This is a genomic window from Pontibacter sp. CAU 1760 (assembly GCF_054482735.1).
The window spans coordinates 109208-126815 of the sequence record NZ_JBTLRL010000001.1 but is presented as its reverse complement, the minus strand read 5'-3'; the positions used below and the strand labels follow the sequence as shown (position 1 = coordinate 126815).

General features: G+C 53.7%; 15 protein-coding genes and 1 tRNA gene. 6 read left to right on the top strand and 10 right to left on the bottom strand.

Features of this window, described 5'->3' with window-relative positions; translation table 11 throughout:
- Positions 1-68: 68 nt before the first annotated feature.
- Positions 69-809: a M48 family metallopeptidase gene (locus ACXYMU_RS00490; protein ID WP_458984384.1), complete on the top strand. Its 741-nt coding sequence runs from the start codon at positions 69-71 to the stop codon at positions 807-809.
- A gap of 178 nt (positions 810-987) precedes the next feature.
- On the opposite strand, the gene ACXYMU_RS00485 is transcribed toward ACXYMU_RS00490, so the two are convergent.
- From ACXYMU_RS00485 to ACXYMU_RS00450, 8 genes are all read right to left on the bottom strand, one after another.
- On the bottom strand, positions 988-1242 hold the full coding sequence (locus tag ACXYMU_RS00485; RefSeq protein WP_458984383.1) for an acyl carrier protein: 255 nt from the start codon (positions 1240-1242) through the stop codon (positions 988-990).
- Positions 1243-1247: 5 nt separating this feature from the next.
- Positions 1248-4661 (bottom strand): efflux RND transporter permease subunit, encoded by a 3414-nt coding sequence (locus ACXYMU_RS00480; protein ID WP_458984382.1) that lies wholly within the window; start codon positions 4659-4661, stop codon positions 1248-1250.
- A 19-nt stretch (positions 4662-4680) separates the two neighbouring features.
- The gene (locus ACXYMU_RS00475) at positions 4681-5832 is read right to left on the bottom strand and encodes an efflux RND transporter periplasmic adaptor subunit (protein WP_458984381.1); all 1152 of its coding nucleotides are present in this window, start codon (positions 5830-5832) and stop codon (positions 4681-4683) included.
- Between the two features lie 33 nt (positions 5833-5865).
- Positions 5866-7233 (bottom strand): TolC family protein, encoded by a 1368-nt coding sequence (locus ACXYMU_RS00470; protein WP_458984380.1) that lies wholly within the window; start codon positions 7231-7233, stop codon positions 5866-5868.
- Positions 7234-7262: 29 nt separating this feature from the next.
- Positions 7263-7895 (bottom strand): TetR/AcrR family transcriptional regulator, encoded by a 633-nt coding sequence (locus tag ACXYMU_RS00465; RefSeq protein ID WP_458984379.1) that lies wholly within the window; start codon positions 7893-7895, stop codon positions 7263-7265.
- Between the two features lie 220 nt (positions 7896-8115).
- The gene (locus ACXYMU_RS00460) at positions 8116-8859 is read right to left on the bottom strand and encodes a LytR/AlgR family response regulator transcription factor (RefSeq protein ID WP_458984378.1); all 744 of its coding nucleotides are present in this window, start codon (positions 8857-8859) and stop codon (positions 8116-8118) included.
- Between the two features lie 4 nt (positions 8860-8863).
- The gene (locus tag ACXYMU_RS00455) at positions 8864-9886 is read right to left on the bottom strand and encodes a sensor histidine kinase (protein ID WP_458984377.1); all 1023 of its coding nucleotides are present in this window, start codon (positions 9884-9886) and stop codon (positions 8864-8866) included.
- A gap of 139 nt (positions 9887-10025) precedes the next feature.
- Complete coding sequence (locus ACXYMU_RS00450) at positions 10026-10850, bottom strand: LiaF transmembrane domain-containing protein (RefSeq protein ID WP_458984376.1); 825 nt, start codon at positions 10848-10850, stop codon at positions 10026-10028.
- A 605-nt stretch (positions 10851-11455) separates the two neighbouring features.
- On the opposite strand from ACXYMU_RS00450, the gene pheS reads away from it, so the two are divergent.
- The 5 genes from pheS to ACXYMU_RS00425 all read left to right on the top strand — a co-directional run bounded on the left by pheS (position 11456) and on the right by ACXYMU_RS00425 (position 15112).
- Positions 11456-12481: a phenylalanine--tRNA ligase subunit alpha gene (gene pheS / locus ACXYMU_RS00445; protein WP_458984375.1), complete on the top strand. Its 1026-nt coding sequence runs from the start codon at positions 11456-11458 to the stop codon at positions 12479-12481.
- Between the two features lie 110 nt (positions 12482-12591).
- Complete coding sequence (locus ACXYMU_RS00440; RefSeq protein ID WP_458984374.1) at positions 12592-13449, top strand: 3-hydroxyacyl-CoA dehydrogenase NAD-binding domain-containing protein; 858 nt, start codon at positions 12592-12594, stop codon at positions 13447-13449.
- Positions 13442-13864 (top strand): Rieske (2Fe-2S) protein, encoded by a 423-nt coding sequence (locus ACXYMU_RS00435; protein ID WP_458984373.1) that lies wholly within the window; start codon positions 13442-13444, stop codon positions 13862-13864. Before ACXYMU_RS00440 ends, ACXYMU_RS00435 begins: the two co-directional genes overlap by 8 nt.
- Positions 13865-13997: 133 nt before the next feature.
- Positions 13998-14071 (top strand) — tRNA-Asn (locus ACXYMU_RS00430).
- A gap of 372 nt (positions 14072-14443) precedes the next feature.
- A complete protein-coding gene (locus ACXYMU_RS00425; protein ID WP_458984372.1) occupies positions 14444-15112 on the top strand; it encodes a hypothetical protein in 669 nt (222 codons plus the stop codon).
- 812 nt (positions 15113-15924) lie between these two features.
- Here the strand turns inward: ACXYMU_RS00425 and ACXYMU_RS00420 are convergent.
- Positions 15925-16560, bottom strand: coding sequence for a hypothetical protein (locus ACXYMU_RS00420; RefSeq protein ID WP_458984371.1), 636 nt, complete (start codon positions 16558-16560; stop codon positions 15925-15927).
- Positions 16561-17171: 611 nt separating this feature from the next.
- Positions 17172-17477, bottom strand: coding sequence for a GIY-YIG nuclease family protein (locus ACXYMU_RS00415; protein WP_458984370.1), 306 nt, complete (start codon positions 17475-17477; stop codon positions 17172-17174).
- Positions 17478-17608 lie beyond the last annotated feature (131 nt).

The following is a 17608-nucleotide window of genomic DNA, read 5'->3' as shown; positions in this document are numbered from 1 at the left end:
AGGCTTTTTTTAAGAGATATAATGTATATATTTGAACGTGAGAATTTGTACTTTAACTATTAGCCAAAGTGTCTTCATCGTTTCTTCGTCTTACTTCCGTTAATCTGCACATTGATGGGATCGGGAAAGTTTTGTTTGAGCGTAGCGAAAAAGCAAAACGCCTGAGTATAAGTGTGCGCCCCTTAAAGGGGATTCGGGTGGCCGTGCCGCCGCATATCAGCTTTGAGAAAGCCGAACAGCTTATCTATACTAAAGCCGACTGGATACGCGAGCACCAGTCCCGCATGGAGCAGCAGGAGGAAAAGCTGACGGTATATACCCATGAGTCGGAGTTTCAGACCAGGAGCCATACCCTGCGCCTGCTCACCCATGCCCGGTATGATATGCGCTGCCTGCTCCAAAACGGCTATATCAACGTATTTTACCCTGCCTTTAAAGATGTAGCCGACCCGGACGTGCAGAAGTTCATCCGTAAGTCTATTGAGGAGGCTTACCGAAAAGAGGCAAAGCAGTACCTGCCGCAGCGTGTGGCCTATTTCGCCGAGAAGTTTGGCTTGGAATACCAGAACGTGTTCATCAAAAACGCCAAGTCGCGTTGGGGTAGCTGCTCCCATAACAACAACATCAACCTGAACCTGCACCTGATGCGTCTGCCTGACGCGCTTTGCGATTATGTGATTTTGCATGAGCTGGCGCATACCGTAGAGAAAAATCACGGCCCAGGCTTTTGGTCGCTGCTCGACAGCATTTGCGGCGACGCCAAGTTGCTGGACAAGAAACTGAAAGCATTCCGCATCTCCATCTTCTAAACCCTACCGCATCGCATAAAATTTACTTCTTCAGATTATCATGCTTCGGCCATGATCCCTTACAGGCTGCTGCGGCACGAGTGCAAGCAGCCCACAAAACAAAACCCATAAACAGGAAGCGGGCAGCCTGTTAAGACTGCCCGCTTCTTGTTTATGGGTTTTGCAAAATATGATGCCGCTACCCTGCCTGCTGGTAGGTATGGCTCGCCACATAGTCAATAAAGTCGCCTACTGTGTGGATGGGCACCTCGTCCGGGATGGTGATGCCGAAGCTCTTCTCCAAGGCCAGGATGATGTCCACCACGTCCAGGGTCTCGAAGCCAAAGTCCTTTTCAAGGCGCTTGGCTGCCTGCAGGCGTGCGGGCTCTATCCTTTTTGTTCTGCTGATAATCCGGATTACCTCCTTTTCGATAGCTGTGCTTTGTAGTAACATAGGTTTTAAACTGTGTATTCTCTTACTTTATTGTTGCGGATGGGGGCCTCTTCGCCTGTGGCTCCCGTCTGTTGCTGCGGCTTTCCGCGCAGCCTGTCTTTCAGTTTCTGGTTCAGCAGGTACATGACCGGCACAATCAGCAGGGTGATGGCTGTGGCAAAGCTAAGCCCGAAGATGATTGTCCAGGCAAGCGGCCCCCAGAAGGCGGCACTGCTTCCCCCCATAAAAAAGTGGGGCTCGAACCGGGTAAACAGGGTATAGAAGTTGAGGTTTACACCCAATGCCAACGGAATCAGGCCAAGGATGGTGGCCGTGGCCGTGAGCAGCACTGGGTTGAGGCGGGTCTTGCCGGCCTCCACGATCGCGTCCTTCAGCTCCATCCCCTCCCCGATGAGAATATCCGTGAACTCCACAATCAGGATGCCATTCTTCACCACAATGCCTGCCAGCGCGACTATACCAACGCCCGTCATCACAATGGATACATCCATCCCGAAGATAGAGAAGCCCAGCAGCACCCCGATGATGCTGAACAGCACCTCCGACAGGATGATGAACGGCTTGGAGACAGAGTTGAACTGGGTAACCAGGATAAGAAAGATGATAAAGAAGGCCGCTACGAGCGCCATCAGCAGAAACTCCATGGTTTCCTGCTGCTCCTCTTGCTGGCCGCCCATGCGCACGGTATACCCCTCCGGCGTCTGGAAACTCTCCAGCGACTGCTCAATCTGCTGCACCACCTCGTTGGGGTTATAATCAGCCAGCACGTTCGACTCGAGGGTTACCATACGCTTCAGGTTCTTGCGTTTGATGCCGCCGTATGACGTAGAATAATCAATAGAGGCTACGGAGGAAAGCGGGATCTGGCGCACCTGCCCACTGTTCATGTCGCGGTAGGTAATGCGCATGCCCAGCAAGGCGTCGATGTTGTCGCGGTAGGGCTCGGCGTAGCGGATCTGGATCGGGTATTCGTCCTCATCGCGCTTGAACTTGGAAGCTTCTCTGCCGAAAATAGCCGTCCGGATCTCCTGTCCGATCTGCCCGGTAGTGATGCCCTCGCGGTTGGCGCGCACCCGGTCCACGTTCACCACAATCTCAGGCTTGCTGTCCTCCAGGTCAGAGCGCAGTTCCTCTATCCCCTCAATGTTCTGCTGCTCGAGGTAGGTCTCCACCTGCTTCGACAGGGTGATGAGCTCTGCAAAATCCTCTCCGGCAATCTCGATGCTGATCGGTTTTCCCACTGGTGGACCCGATTGCTCCTGGCCCACGGTGATGTCGGCACCCGGTATACCCTGCACCGCGTTTCTGATCTGGTTCAGGTATTCACTGGTGTTCGTTTCGCCGCTGCGGTCCATGAACTCCACAAAAGCCACCGTTACTTTTCCTTTATGCGACTGCGCCGTAACGCTGCGTTCGTTTTGGTCGCCGGCCCCAATGGCCACGTTCGAGATCACAGACTCCACATCCGCATTGTCCTGCCCAATCACACCATAAATGCGGCGCTCTACCAGCTTGGTCACGGAGTCCGTCACGGCCTGGTCCGTACCGATCGGCATGTTGATGTAGGTATAAACGAAATTGGGGTCAGACTCCGGGAAGAACACCACCTTAGGCGAGCGTACGCCAATGAGTACAAACGAGAGCAGCAGCAGAACCCATACCCCGGCAAACACCCCTACCGGGCGCTTGCCTACCAGCATCCAGCGCAGCAGGCGCTCATACCCGTTCATGAAGCGCGGCAGCAAATTGTTCTGGAACCCGTTGATCAAGCCCGTAAACACATACTTGTTGAGCGCCACCAGCAGCACGCCCAGCACAATCAGGTTGGCGGTGCCATACCACCCCACCAGGTACAGCACCACCGCTACAGCCAGAGCAATGCCATTAACCAGGGCAAAGCGGCGGCGCGCTTTTGGTGATACCTGCTGCTCGTGGTCTCTCCTCATAAAGGAAACCGCAAACACCGGGTTGATGATAAAGGCCACCAGCAGCGATGCCGCCAAGGTGACGATGAGCGTAATGGGCATGTACTGCATAAATTTGCCCACCATCCCCGGCCAGAACAGCAGCGGGAAGAAAGGCGCAATGGTGGTAAGCGTACCAGCCAGCACGGGCACGAACACCTCGCCCGCCGCTTCTTTGGCAGCTCTTACAATGCTCAGGTTGGAGTTGTGGTAAATGCGGTGCGTGTTCTCAATCACCACAATCGCGTCGTCCACCACAATACCCAGCGCCAGCAGAAAGGCAAACAGCACGATCATGTTGAGCGAGATGCCGAAGAAGTACAGCGTAATGAAGGCCAGGCACATGGAGAGCGGCACAGAAAGGCCCACAAAAATGGCGTTGGTCGTCCCCATGAAAAACATCAGGATCAGGGTAACGAGCACAAAGCCGATGATGATGGTATTGATGAGGTCGTTCAGGGTATGGCGCGTCCGGGTGGATTGGTCACCGGTTACGGTAACCTTCAGGTCGTCGGGCAGCGTGGCGCCTTTCATCTCATCAATGGTGGCGGCGATGTTGTCAGAAGCCTCGATCAGGTTTTCGCCGCTTCGCTTGATCACGTTGAGCGTGATCACTGGCTCGTTGTCAAGACGGGCATAGCTTTCCTGCTCCTCAAAACCCTCGGCCACCTGGGCAATATCACCCAGCCGGATGTTGCCCCCTGATACGGACTGCACCACAATATCGCTGATTCGGTTCGGGTCTGTATACTGGCCCACTACGCGCACCGAGCGCTTCATATCGCCCACCGTTACATTGCCACCCGAAATGGTCATGTTCTCGCGGGAGATCGCGTTGGCGACGTCATTGAACGTAACGCGGGCGGCCTGCATCTTGTACATGTCCACGTTTACTTGCACCTCTTTCTCCAAAGCGCCCACCATGTCCACGCGCGTAATTTCGGGGCTCGACTCGATGCGGTCTTTCAGCTCCTCGGCATAATTCTTCAGCTTGTCGAGGCTATAGTTACCCGACACGTTCACCTGCATGATGGGGATCTCCGAGAAGTTGATTTCCTGCACATCCGGGTCCTGGGGCAGGTCGGTCGGCAGGTCTGAGCGGGCTTTGTCCACGGCATCCTTCACCAACTGCTTGGCTGCCGGCACATCCACATCGGTGTTAAACTCCACCGTGATCATGGAGAAGTCCTGGATAGAGTTAGACGTTACCTTCTTCACCCCCGACAAGGCCTTCAGTTGCTTCTCGATAGGCCGCGTAACCAGGTTCTCCACATCAGAGGGAGACGTGCCCGGGTATACCGTCCCCACAAACACCGTCGGGATCACGATGTCCGGGAAATTCTCCTTCTGTAGGTTGACGTAAGAAAAGATACCTGCCAGGGTCAGGATAATGGTGATGATATAGATACTGGTTCTATTGTCAATCGACCAGTTAGTTGGCTTAAACTGCTTCATAATCGCTTGCTTCTGGTGGTTATTTCTGGCTCAGGCTCTCCTGCGAGAACACGACAGGCTGGCCTTCGTTCAGCCCCTGGTAACCGGCCGTAATGACCTGCTCGCCGCTGGTCAGTCCGCTCAGCACCTCTACCATCCCCTTGTAGTCTCTGCCAGTCTCTATTTCTTTGCGGGCCGCCACGTAGCGGTCACCGTCTTTGCGGGCCACGTATACATAAGCCTTGTTCTCATCGCGCTGCACCAGGTTTACCGGCACCACTACCACGCCCTGTTTGCTGTAATCCTGAATCCGGACAACGGCCACCATGTTCGGGCGCAGGGACAGGCTCTTGTCGTTTTTAAAGCGGAGCTCCACCGTAAAGGTGCGGTTGGTTGGGTTGATAAACTGGCTCACCACATCCACGGTCATCTCCACCTCCTTGCCCAGGTCCGGGAAGAACACCACCGCATTATCCCCTTCGTTTATCTTGCTCTGGTAAGCTTCAGACACCTCGGCCACGATCTTGCCGCCTTGCGTATTCACCACCCGGATGATGCCCATGCCCGGCATCACAGCCTCCCCGGCGTTAGGCACCACATCGTCCACCACCCCACTGATCGGGGACTTGATGTTGAACTGGTCGCGCTGCTGCTGCAAGGTTGCCAGGCTGCGCTCCAGGGCCTCTTTGTTGTTCTTGGCCGTCAGGTACTGCATCTCTGTGCCGATCTTCTGGTTCCAGAGGTTTTGCTGCTTCTCAAAGCCAATGCGGGCCAGCTCCAGGCGGGTTCTCAGCTCCGCGATGTTCTGCTCAAGCACCTGCGCATCGATGGTCGCCATGGTCTGGCCCTTCGATACCCGGTCGCCGCGGTCCACGCGCACGCTGGTCAGTACGCCACCCACTTTAGGGCTTACAAATACGTTCTGATCAAAGTCCACCCGGCCCTGTACCTCCAGGTAATGGCGGAAGGTGTCCTGCGCAAGGGTGGTGACGCTTACGGGCACCGTCTTCTTTTCTTTGGCTACTGTCTTGCCGTCCGCCTTCAACTCGGCCTCTAAGGCGGCAATCTCCTGCCCCAGTCTTTCCTGCTCGCTTTTCAGCTCTGCCAGCTTTGCCTCTTTGTCGTTGCCTGTGCCGCATGCTGCCATACCCAGCACCAGGGCCACAGCGTAAATTCCGATGTATCGTTTCATTTGTAGTTCTTAAAGGGGATCTTCTTTCTTATTTTATTCAGCCAGCAACGTGCCGGTGGCGCGGCTTAAATTCACTTTGGCAATCAGGGCATCGTACATGGCCGCATAGTAGTTGGTCTGTGCCTCGCGCAAGTCGGTTTCGGCGGTCACTACCTCCAGGTTAGTCCCTACTCCCTCCTGAAACTTGATCTTTGCCACCCTTGCAATATCCTGCGCCAGGGCCATGTTCTCGCGCCGGGCCTCCAGCACTTCCAGTGCGTTGGTCAGCTCGGTGGAGGCTTGCGCCAGCTCCAGGTCGATGCTCTGGCCCAAGGCCTCGAAACCCAACTTGGTATTCTCGAGGGCTACTTTGGCTTGCTGGATCTGGTAGTGCTTGCGCAGCCCGTCGAAAATGGGCAACTGCAATTGCCCGCCCACATAACCGTATTCCAGCCAGTTGCTGGTCTTGGTTACGCTGCTGAAGCTGTTGCTGGCCGTAATGTAGCCATAGCGAGCATTCAGGGAAAGCTTGGGCAGGTATCCCGACTTGCGGTTGCGCAAATCCAGCTCAGCCAGGTCGCGCTGCGTTTCCAGGATAGAATATTCGATGCGGTCGCTGTAGTTGAAGCTTTGCGGGTTCAGCTGGCTGATGTCCACTTCTACCTCGGCCAACTCGTCGGTGAGCTGAATGGGCTGCCGCTGGTCGAGCCCCATCTGAAACTTGAGCAAATTCTCGCTCACAGCCATCAGGCGGGCGGTTTTCTGCTGCTCTACCTTCAGGTTGTTCAGTTGCACGCGCAGCCGGTCCACGTCCAGTTTCTCGGCTACCCCGTTTTCATACATCACGCCGGTCTGGTAAAGGATCGTGTCGAGGCGCACGAGGTTCTGGTTCAGCAGCTCGAAGCGCTCGCGGTTTACTAGCACCCCATAATAGGCCTTGGCCACCTGCTCAGCCACCTCGATCTCGCTCTGCTCCGCCTGCTTCCGCGACAGCTCGGTGTAGGTCTTCGCTGCTTTTAGCCCGATCAGGTAAGTGCCGTCAAAGAGCAGTTGGCTGCCCGTTACGGTGGCGTTGCCGGTATAAGCCGGCGTGAACGTAACCGGCACAAAGGTGCCCGGCTCCGGTGCGTTCGGGTTATTGGGGTCCTGGAAAAACTCGGCTGGCAGGAAGCTCTGCTGCTGAATGAAGTTATCCCCGATTTCCAGTGAGCTGTTGACCTGCGGCAGGCCCATCGCCCGGATCTCGCCCACTTGGGCCTTGGCGATGCGCTGCTGGTTGCGGCTAACCTTTAGGCTGGCGCGGTTCTGCAGCGCGTACCTGATGCTCTCCTGCAGGCTAAAGGACTGGCCGCCCTGGCCATGGGCCGCGTAAGTGCTCCACAGCATCAGGAAGGCGGCTAGCAGGCTTAGACTTTTTTTCATGTTCAATTTTAAGGTGTATTGTCTTGCTCTTATTCTTCCTCTTTGATGTGCAGCAGCTCGTTGATGAGCTTATGGCCTTTTAGCGTGGCGATGCCCAGCATGTAGTGCTCCAGCACAGCCAGTTGCACCCGACTGATATTATACTCATGCGGCGGGAACACCTGGTTGTTGAAAGGCAGCTCCAGGATGGCCAGGCGCATGCGGGCGATGATTTCCACATCCAGGTCTTTCCGGAAAAGCCCCTCGTTTATACCCCGCAGAATGTTGTCCTTCACCTTCGTGAGCATAAAGCTGTTTTTATGGCGGTGCCATAGCGCCCAACTCTCCGGGTGGTACTTCTGCAGGTCATGGAAAATGGAAGGGTGAATCTGGGAGAACACCTGCTTGGTGAGCGCCATGATCTGAAAAATCTCCTCTACAGCATTGCCCGATGTCTCCACAAAGCACTCGCAGTCGCCCTGCACGGTGGCCAGGTAGTTCTCCATCGTTTCGTACACCACCTGGTCTTTGTTGGCAAACCACTTGTACAGGGTCTTTTTGGACATGGCCAGGTGCTGGGCAATGTCATCCATCGAAACGCTTTTAATGCTCCGCTGGCAGAACAGCCCAATGGCCGCCTGCAGTATCTTCGATTTAGTGTCTGTTCTTTCTACTGCTTCCATATCACGTATCGGCCGCAAAACTATGGAAACATTTTCTATTTCGAAAGTTTCCGGCAAGATATAACCTGAACAGGCTTGCCATCAGAAAGTTTGCTACTACCTGAAAAACAACGACTTAAATGTAGCGCATTTAAAGTTAAGGGAACGTTAAACTAGCTAAACAGCCCGATTTTGTAGACGAATAGCACGGCAGAGGTGGTTGTAGGCAAGCTGTGCCGGGTCAGATGCCAAGCACGGTGCGCAACAGGCTGTAACCGCTCCGGCTCAGGGGTACGCGCACCCCGTTCTTCAGCAAAGCGATGTGCGTGTCTTTCTCCAGAGGCTCAATGCGTGTAAGCTGGGCAAGGGGGATGATGTAGGAGCGGTGCACGCGCACAAACTGCTTAGCGTCCAGCACCCGCTCGTAGTAACGCATGGTTTTCTTCTTCAGGAACAGCCCATCCGGGGTATGGACTTTCACATAGTCATCGTACGCCTCCAGGTATAGGACGTCTTCCACGGGTATGATCCGGATATCATTCCCCGCCTTTACCACGATGCGCAGTTGCTCTTCCGGCTGCTTGGCAGGCACTTCGTTCAGTTCTGCCGCCATCCCCCCTGAAGTGCCCGCATGGCGTTTCTCCAGCCATTTTTTCAAGGCAGCACCAAAGCGCTCCCGGCTGAAAGGCTTGAGCAGGTAATCCACGGCATTGGCCTCAAAGGCTTTCAGGGCATAGGCATCATAGGCGGTGGTAAAGATCACGCCGGGCTGCTGCTCCACCAGCTCCAGCATCTCAAAGCCATTGATCTTGGGCATCTGGATGTCGAGAAAGACGAGGTCAGGGTGGTGATGCTGGATGGCTTTTATACCCTCAAAGCCATCGCCGCATTCTTGGGCTACTTCCAGTTCGGGGTACTGTTGCAGGTACTCGGCCACAATGCTGCGGGCTAGGGGCTCATCGTCTATAATCAGGCATTTCATCATCGTTCTAGTTTTGCGGTATCTTAATGCGGGTGATAAACTGGTTTCCCTGCTGCTGGGTCTGCAACAGGTCGGGGCGGGCGTAGAGCAGGTACAGGCGGCGCTGCACGGAGCTCAGGCCAAAGCCGGTGCCCTGCTGCGGGCGCGCAGTGGCGGGGTCATAGGGGTTCTCTACCTGCAGCAGCAAGTGGTGGTCCTGCGCGGTAGCCTGAATGCGGATGGTTGTGTCGCCCACGGTATCATATAAACCAAACTTGATCGCGTTTTCTACCACAGGTTGCAGCAGCAGGGCAGGCAAGCGCATGGTTTGGGCATCTTCCTGCACCTCTATCGCGGTTTGCAGCCGATGGCCGAACCGCACTTTCTCGATCTCGAGGTATAACTCCAGGTGCTTTAGCTCATCGGCGAGGTTTACCTGCTGTTGGTTGTCCTTGCGCAGGGTGCCGCGCAAAAAGTCAGCGAGCTGCTGGATCATGGCGCGGGCTTTTTCAGGCTTCATCACCAGCAGGGCGGAAATAGAATTGAGGCTGTTAAACAGAAAATGCGGCTGCAGCTGTTGCCGCAGGGTATGGAGCTCCGCGTCACGGGCCAGCCGCTCGGCATCGGCACGGCGCTGCTCGTCCTGCTGCCGCTCTAGGGTATAAAACCAGAACCAGCTCAGCAAGAGCAGCAGCAGAACCATCAGCCATGTAAACACAAACCGAACCCCCAGGGTAGCCTCTATAAAAGCCACATACCCTTGTTCCGCTACAAAAATTTGGGCGGCAACCCAGTAAAAGGCCATCGTACTCAGCACTGCCAAGCCCAGGCTCCACACCAGCAGGTAGGCGGCCTCTCTTATGCTGGGTTGATAGTAGCGCAGGCCCATCCCCATAGCGTAGCTGCCGCTTGCCAGCAGCAAATTGGTCAGGAGCGCGTCTACTGCCGCCAGCTTCAGGGGCAAACCGCCATACCACAGGAGCGCCGTTTGCACGCCCGCCCATAACAGCGCCCAGCAAAGGTATACCAGTATGACACGAACTGTAGGCATGTGGGATGATGGTTAATTGGTGGTTGTTAATTGGAGATTGTTACCTGCTAATTGTTTTCATGCTGCTTATAGACTGTAAATAACTGTTAAACCGATAGCCATACAGCACTTGGTAATCAACAATAAAACACGTAACAATTTAGTAGCTCTTGATGGTTAACCCGCCGAACAATGCCACACCTTTCAGGATCAGCACCTTGTTAGGGTCGTAGCTACTGCTCTGCAGCAGGGGGCGCTTGTCGTCCATGCCACCCAGGATGGCGACCACCTCCGACTTCACCTGCCAGTTTGCCGGCACAATCAGGGAGGTGCCCCCAAAGATCTGCGTGGCCTCCAGCACGGCCGGCGACTGCAGGTCGGCCTGGCTCAGGTTCAGCTCGGTGCCCCCGAAAACGCTCACCACCTCGCCGCCCCTGAAGTTCTTAGAGATGATGTTTTTTTTTACGCCGCCCAGGATGGCCGCCGAGTCCACAACCTCCTCGGTGCTGTAATTGCCCTGGGTTGTGTGAGCTCCTGTGCCTGGCTCGTCTGGGTTCAGACCATCAGCTTCTTGCTTATTGGGCTCGGCAGCGCGGGGGGCTAGGTTTCGGTAGAAATCCTCGTGCCGGTTCTTCGGCTTCAGCATCATCCAAAGGCCAAGTCCAATCAGCAGTATCGGCCAGAAATATACCCGTAGGTTTATGTCAACAATCAGGTCGTTGAGGAGAAAGATGGAGCCGATAAGCACAAGCACCAACCAACCTGACTTGCGGAAGTTATGCTTGAACCCAATGAAGAGGCCAATTACAATCAGGATCATGGGCCACGAGAACACCCAGTGCGGGAAGAAGAAGAGATGGAGCTGCGAGCCGAGGATGAAAACGCCGACGGTTACCAGCAGCAGGCCCGCCAATACTTTCCCGCTGGTGCCCCGCTGTGGGTTTTGCCAGTTATCGCTGTTGGGGTTTTGATTTTTATTTTCCATAGTTCCTTTTCTTTAAGTTTCTGATATAAAGGTACTCAAAGCCAGTGCACGCGTCCAGGGTTAATAGGTTGGCACGAAGAAGAAGTCGGCGAGCTGCGGGTTTTAGTCGGTAAGCTACGAAGCATATCGCCTTTCTGCAATTTACCGATGCGCCGCCAACCTTCAGCCGCAATACTTATGGAAAGCAGGTATGGCAATTGTAAATACAGGTCGGGTACTGTTCGCATGACGGATGGCCAAGGCAATGCAACGTTTTAATTGATGCGTTACAGAAACGCCATCCCGTGCATCCTCAAATCCTGTAAATCCTGGTTCTGATAGCTTGGTTGGTAAAATGATTCGGACAGGTCGCAACCCAATGCCGTAAACTTATGGTGAAGCTATATCTAATCTGTTATCTCGACGAAAGGAGAGATCTGGAATGTTTTATTGTACTGTGATTCTTCAGATTCCTCGCAAAGGCTCGGAATGACAGCTTCGCCTTACGTTTACGGCATTGGGTCGCGCCCTGTCCCTGCGAACGTTAGTCAAACACCCTCCTCTTGCACCAACTCAGGATTACCGGAATAGAGGCCGAACGCATCAAATTATTATCTTTGTGTATTATGGTGGAGAACATACAACTAATAGCACAAGAGATAGAGGCAGCGCAGCTGAGCAACGCCGCCGAACTGGAGCAATTCCGCATCGCTTACATAGGCCGCAAGGGCCGCATTGCCGACCTGTTCAACAACCTGAAAGAGGTGCCGGCAGAGCAGCGCCGCGAGGTGGGCCAGCAGCTGAACACCCTGAAGAACCGCGCGCAGGAGCGTTTCGACCAGGCCCAGGAGCAGCTGGCCAACGCCACAGACACATCCGGCGACACGGGCTTCGATTTCACGCTGCCTACCGTTCCGAACACGCTGGGCACGCGCCACCCACTCTCGCTGGTGCGCCAGGAGATCGTGCGCATTTTTGAGCGTATCGGCTTCAACGTGTCGGAAGGCCCGGAGATGGAGGACGACTGGCACAACTTCTCGGCGCTGAACTTCCCGGAGAACCACCCGGCCCGCGAGATGCAGGACACCTTTTTCTTGAGCGAGGACAAGGAGCAACTGCTGCGCACCCATACCTCCACGGTGCAGGTGCGCCTGATGGAGAACAACCAGCCGCCGCTCCGCAGCATTATGCCGGGCCGCGTATACCGCAACGAGGCCATCTCGGCACGGGCGCACATGGTGTTCCACCAGGTAGAGGGCCTGTACGTGAACAAGGGCGTGAGCTTCAAGGACCTGAAGGAAACCCTGTATTACTTTGCCAAGGAGATGTTCGGGCAGGACACGCAGATCCGTTTCCGCCCGTCGTTCTTCCCGTTCACAGAGCCAAGCGCCGAGATCGACATCACCTGCTTTATCTGTAAAGGCGAGGGCTGCAACATCTGCAAAGGGTCAGGATGGGTTGAGATTGGCGGCTCCGGTATGGTGGACCCTGCGGTACTGCAAAGTTCCGACATCGACCCGGAGGTATACTCTGGCTTTGCCTTCGGGATGGGCATCGAGCGCATCACGATGCTCAAGTACCAGATAAAGGACCTGCGCTTGTTCACCGAGAACGATGTGCGCTTCCTGCGCCAGTTTGAAGGAGTTATTTAGGAATTTTGAATGACTGCATAAGTGAATGAGTGAATGTGTTGCCATACTTTAAATCAAACAGAAGTACTGCAGGGCATTCACTCATCGTTTTTATAGAAACGCGCTAAGCCATGAAATTAGAAGATATCAAAACCATCGGTATAGTAGGAGCCGGCACCATGGGCCAGGGCATTGCCCAGATCTGTGCGCAGGCAGGCTACAAGACCATCCTGTTCGATATTAACGCGCAGGTACTGGACAAGGCGCAGCAGACCACCATCACTAACCTCGACAAAGGCATTGCCCGCGGCAAACTGACGGAGGCAGAGAAAACGGCTACGCTTGCCAACATTTCCTATACCGGCGACACGCTGCAGCTGAGCTGCCACGTTATCATTGAAGCCGTGGTGGAGCGCCTGGAGGTGAAGCAGAGCATCTTTCAGGAGCTGGCCAGCATCAATACCCCCGATACGATCCTGGCCTCCAATACTTCCTCCATACCCATCACCCAGATTGCGGCAGCCGTGGCACACCCGGAGCGCGTAGTGGGCATGCATTTCTTTAACCCGGCGCATATCATGAAGCTGGTCGAGGTGATCTCGGGGGCCGCTACCTCGCCTGAAACTGCTGAAATTATAAAACAGCTGGCCGAGAAGCTGGGCAAAACGGCGGTGATGGCGAAGGATTCTCCCGGGTTTATCGTGAACCGGGTGGCGCGCCACTTTTACGTGGAAGGCCTGAAGCTGCTGGAAGAGGGCGTGGCTGATGTGGAAACGATTGACAAGCTGATGCAGGCCAGCGGCTTTAAGATGGGCCCTTTTGAACTCATGGACCTGATTGGTGTTGATACTAATTATTCAGTTACCTCCTCGATGTTCGAGGCTTTCCATTATGACGCCAAATTCAGACCAAACCGCATACAGCAGCAGAAAGTGGATGCCGGGCACCACGGCCGCAAAACAGGCAAGGGCTTTTATACCTATGAATAGACTGCTGCTGGCCGTGCTGCCCCTGCTGGTCGTGCTGCTGACAGCCTGCGGCAGCAACACCGTCGGGCCGCACATCCCTGATGTGGTGGTAGACCAGCAAGTGAACGTAAACAGCCAGCTGTACCCGGGGCTGCGCCAGGACGGTGGCCACGCTTACCTTTCGGGGGGGTATAAGGGCATTCTGGTCGTTCGCCAAAACGCAGGCCAGTATGACGCCTTTGAGCGCGCCTGCCCCTACGACCCCACGGCTTCCTGCTCTAAAGTAACCGTAGACCCGTCGAACCTCTTTCTCGTAGACGACTGCTGTGGCTCTCAGTTTAATTTGCAGGGTGAGGTTTCGGGCGGCCCGGCTGTATATGGCCTCCGGAAGTACCGCACCACTTTATCGGGTTCGGTGCTGCATATCACCAACTAAATTTTTGAAATTGATTTTCAGTAAATTACGGCAGATGCCAAAAGTTTTTTTAGCCCGGACTTGCACCATAATCTAAACTGCCGTAATATTGCACCATCAATCAGCGGGAAAGTCGCTGAAAACAACATAAGATTCCTCCTTAGCTCAGTTGGTTAGAGCACATGACTGTTAATCATGGGGTCCCTGGTTCGAGCCCAGGAGGGGGAGCTACAGAGAAAGCCACTGACGGATAACGTAAGTGGCTTTTTTGTTTTTGTGCGATTTTACGCACGCACAAGCGCGTTCAGAAATCATCCCCTTGTTACATAAGGGCTGTTACATTCCAGTAAAACCATTCAAAAATTCCTGTCATGCTGCTAAGAAACCTGGCAGTAGCTGCGCAGTGCTTTCCAGAGCTTTGATTCCCCTATCCTGCTAAGGCCAGGTAGAAGGCAAGGCCTCATCCGTCAGAAAGCCCGTTGCAAATTATGGCAGGCCAACTTATTTATCCTTCCTGCGTTGCAACCAATATTCTTCTGCCTGGATATTCTAGCAGCGTTTTATTTAAGGATCAGAAGCACGAATTAACGAGCTAGCGGCATGCCTAACCCCGAGACTGAAATCAGACACTTCCGGTATACCACCTGGTACCTCTTTCTTGGGCTGACTGCTTTGTTTATAGCACTCTACGCCCTTGCCAGGGAGCTGTACCGGCATGTGCTGCAGGAGGACCAGCTCGTTGAGTGGATCACCTTTTTAGGGTTGATCGTTACCAGCACCGTAGCGCTTTTAGCGGCCGTGGCCATCTACAGGAAGTTTGCGTACCTGCATTGGTTCTTTGTGCTGTTCTCGCTGTTCAGTTTACTGGCCGGGCTGGAGGAAATCAGTTGGGGGCAGCGCATCTTTGGCTGGGAAACAACAGGTTTTTTCGCCAGGTACAGCGATCAGCACGAGACGAACCTCCACAATACCTTTCAGGGCATCTTCAAGATCAAGACGAAGCATATTGCCCTGGTGGTCGTGTCGGTGTATGGCATTTTGCTGCCCCGGCTGGTAGCGAAGCAAAACAAGGTGCTGGTGCTGTTCAGGCAATTGGTCCTCCCTCCCAGGTTTCTGGGCATTGGTTTTATACTGGCTTCCCTGCTGATGCTGGATGAGCCAACGGGCCGGGAAGAAGAGTTGGGTGAGCTGTATTACAGCATCTGTTTTGTGCTTATGATGGGCTATTACTACCGTGTAGCCCGGCATACCGACGCCTTTAAACAATAGCTCCCGCAACCTTAAAGAAGGTTCTCGCCCATCTGCTTTCTGATGCCCCACCATACCCGGCCCTGGCGAAAGACGGCAGAAAACCTGCGCCATGGCATCCCTTTCCCCCTTCCGAATCTTTCGGTAGATAGCTGGCCGTTTATACCTCCCAGCCCGGATTATTAACACTAATGCAGCAGGTGCTTTTTGGCTTTCTGCCCATAGTACCACCGCTGGCATTCGTCCGGCTTAGGGCAAAAAACCCTTTTGATGCTGCCGCCCTGGTTTGCAATATGCTTTGGAGCATACAAGGTTTTCTGCACAGTCAGCTTACCGCTATCAGCCAAAACATGGGCACAAACGAAACACGGACCATTGTAACTACCCTGGGAGCAGCGAACATGGTTACGGCCCGTGGAGGGCGTATAGCCGTCAGCCCGAAGGTGCCTGGAAAAAGTTTCGGCGGAAGCTAAACGACTCAGTATGCAGGTGCAACAATTAATGCTGCTTCAGGAAAAGGCCCTCTGATGATGAAGCAGTGTTTTATCTTCAGCCCTGATACCCTGGTATTCAGGGCTGTTTCATTTTAACATTGCCTTCGCTAGCGTCTCGCTCGTGTAAATTATAATTGGGCCTCTGGCCCAGTCGAGTTGCAAACCCGACACCATTTTTAGACACCCCGAAAGCCTTCGGGGCGCCAGTAAAGCAGAGAATGAAACGACCCTACCCTGGCATGGGGTATAAAAATAAGCCGCATAAAAGTTAATTACGCGCCTTATTTTTATACTATGTTACCTGATCAACCCAGACCAGCTATGGCTATGAAATCTTGATTACTGCTTAGGTACAAGCGCACAATACTCGCATGATTCTCCATAAGCTGGGCTACGGAACACCAATAGTATTACCGGATGGTCGTCGCTGGCGCGCTTTGTGAATATACCTGTAATGGTATCCTCTTCGCCCGGGTCACTGCTGTAGGGGCCGCTAGTCCAGGTAATTGTGCCGCTTTTAAGGTTGTAATTGTAGTTGCCAGGCCGGGGTGTGGAGCCCCGGTAGTTATAAGTTGCCCCGTCCAGTATATCAAACTGACTGGTCCAGCGGGTGGTGGAGCGCTGGAATGTGCCCATTTCGCTCAAACTTTTAAGTTGCATTCCCGGCATTTCCTGGCAGGCATAATGGCCCGGCACTATTTTGCCACCCAGCTTATAGTTCGGGCTTTGGAAAAGGGGCGCATCATCAGCGCTCTGCTTCTTTTCATTTGTTGGCTCAGGTGCCGTGTTTGCACTGGTTTCCTGAGTAGCGTTCGCAACCGGTGCTTCAGCTGAACTGGCATCTGCAGCAGTCCTGGTAGCCGGCGTATTCTCACCTGCTAGGGACTGCGCCTGGTCAGGTTGCGGTGTTTCCTGTTCCAGCGTTTCTGTTTCTGCCGAAACCTCTCCTGCTGATGCGGTATCAATCGCTTGCATGCTACAAGCACTGGCTATCAATAACAAGGGTAAAGCCCATACAAGGCAGGTTCTGTGAAGCATATAGATCAGGTTTATAGGATTGATTTATATAACAGCGATATCTATTTTTCTAAAATGTACCTTGATAGCCATGTCAGCCATTATGGCAACTGGTATTACTTATTAAATATTTAAATGGTTATATTCTTTGTTTAAAAATCACCCGTTTAATATAGTAATTCTGCTCCGTTTTCCTTAATAAGCTGGGATAGCAACCGCTTTACCTGCTTATTTTCTCATATGCTTTTCGAATTACCTAGGCTGTCATCTTTATTCTTTCGGATGTGGCATTGGAGCGAGGGGACAAGGGGGTATGACTCTGCAAATTTCCAATACCCCTCTTTGTCATTTCGAACGAAGTGAGAAATCTGAGTTGAGAGAGCCCATAAATTTCAGATCTCTCCCGTTGGTCGAGATGACAGGGAACGGCAGCGCACCCTTTGTCATTTCGAGCCTTGGCGAGAAATCTGAGTGAACCCTATACCCATAGCGTCCAGATCTCTCCCGTTGGTCGAGATGACAGGGAACGAGATGACAGGGAACGGGATGACAGGGGGAAAGGGAGACTTTTAGTCCTCTGCTATCTCCTCATTCAAAAAAGCCCACGTCGGGTTCTGCTGGGCGATGAGCGCTTCTTTCTTCTTTCTGCTCCACTTTTTGAGCTCCTTTTCCCGCGCGATGGCATGCTCTACCTGTGTGAATCGCTCATAGTATACTAGAAGGTGGCAGTAATACCTTCCGGCGAAGGTATGAGGTAAGCCAGCATTCAGGGCATGCTCCTCCAGTCGCCGCTGCAAGGTGTTGGACATGCCGATGTATAAGACCGTTTTACCTGGGTTGGTGGTGATGTACACAAAGTAGTTGTGGCTATGCATGGAGGTTGCCCCGGTTAAGCTTGTTGCATTCTTTTTATGCGTGTTACTACTTCTTTTTTACCCTGAATAAGGCCTGCATCTTCTGTCTTCTCGACCGGCAGAGAAAGAGTTGGTGATCGAAAAAACTATAC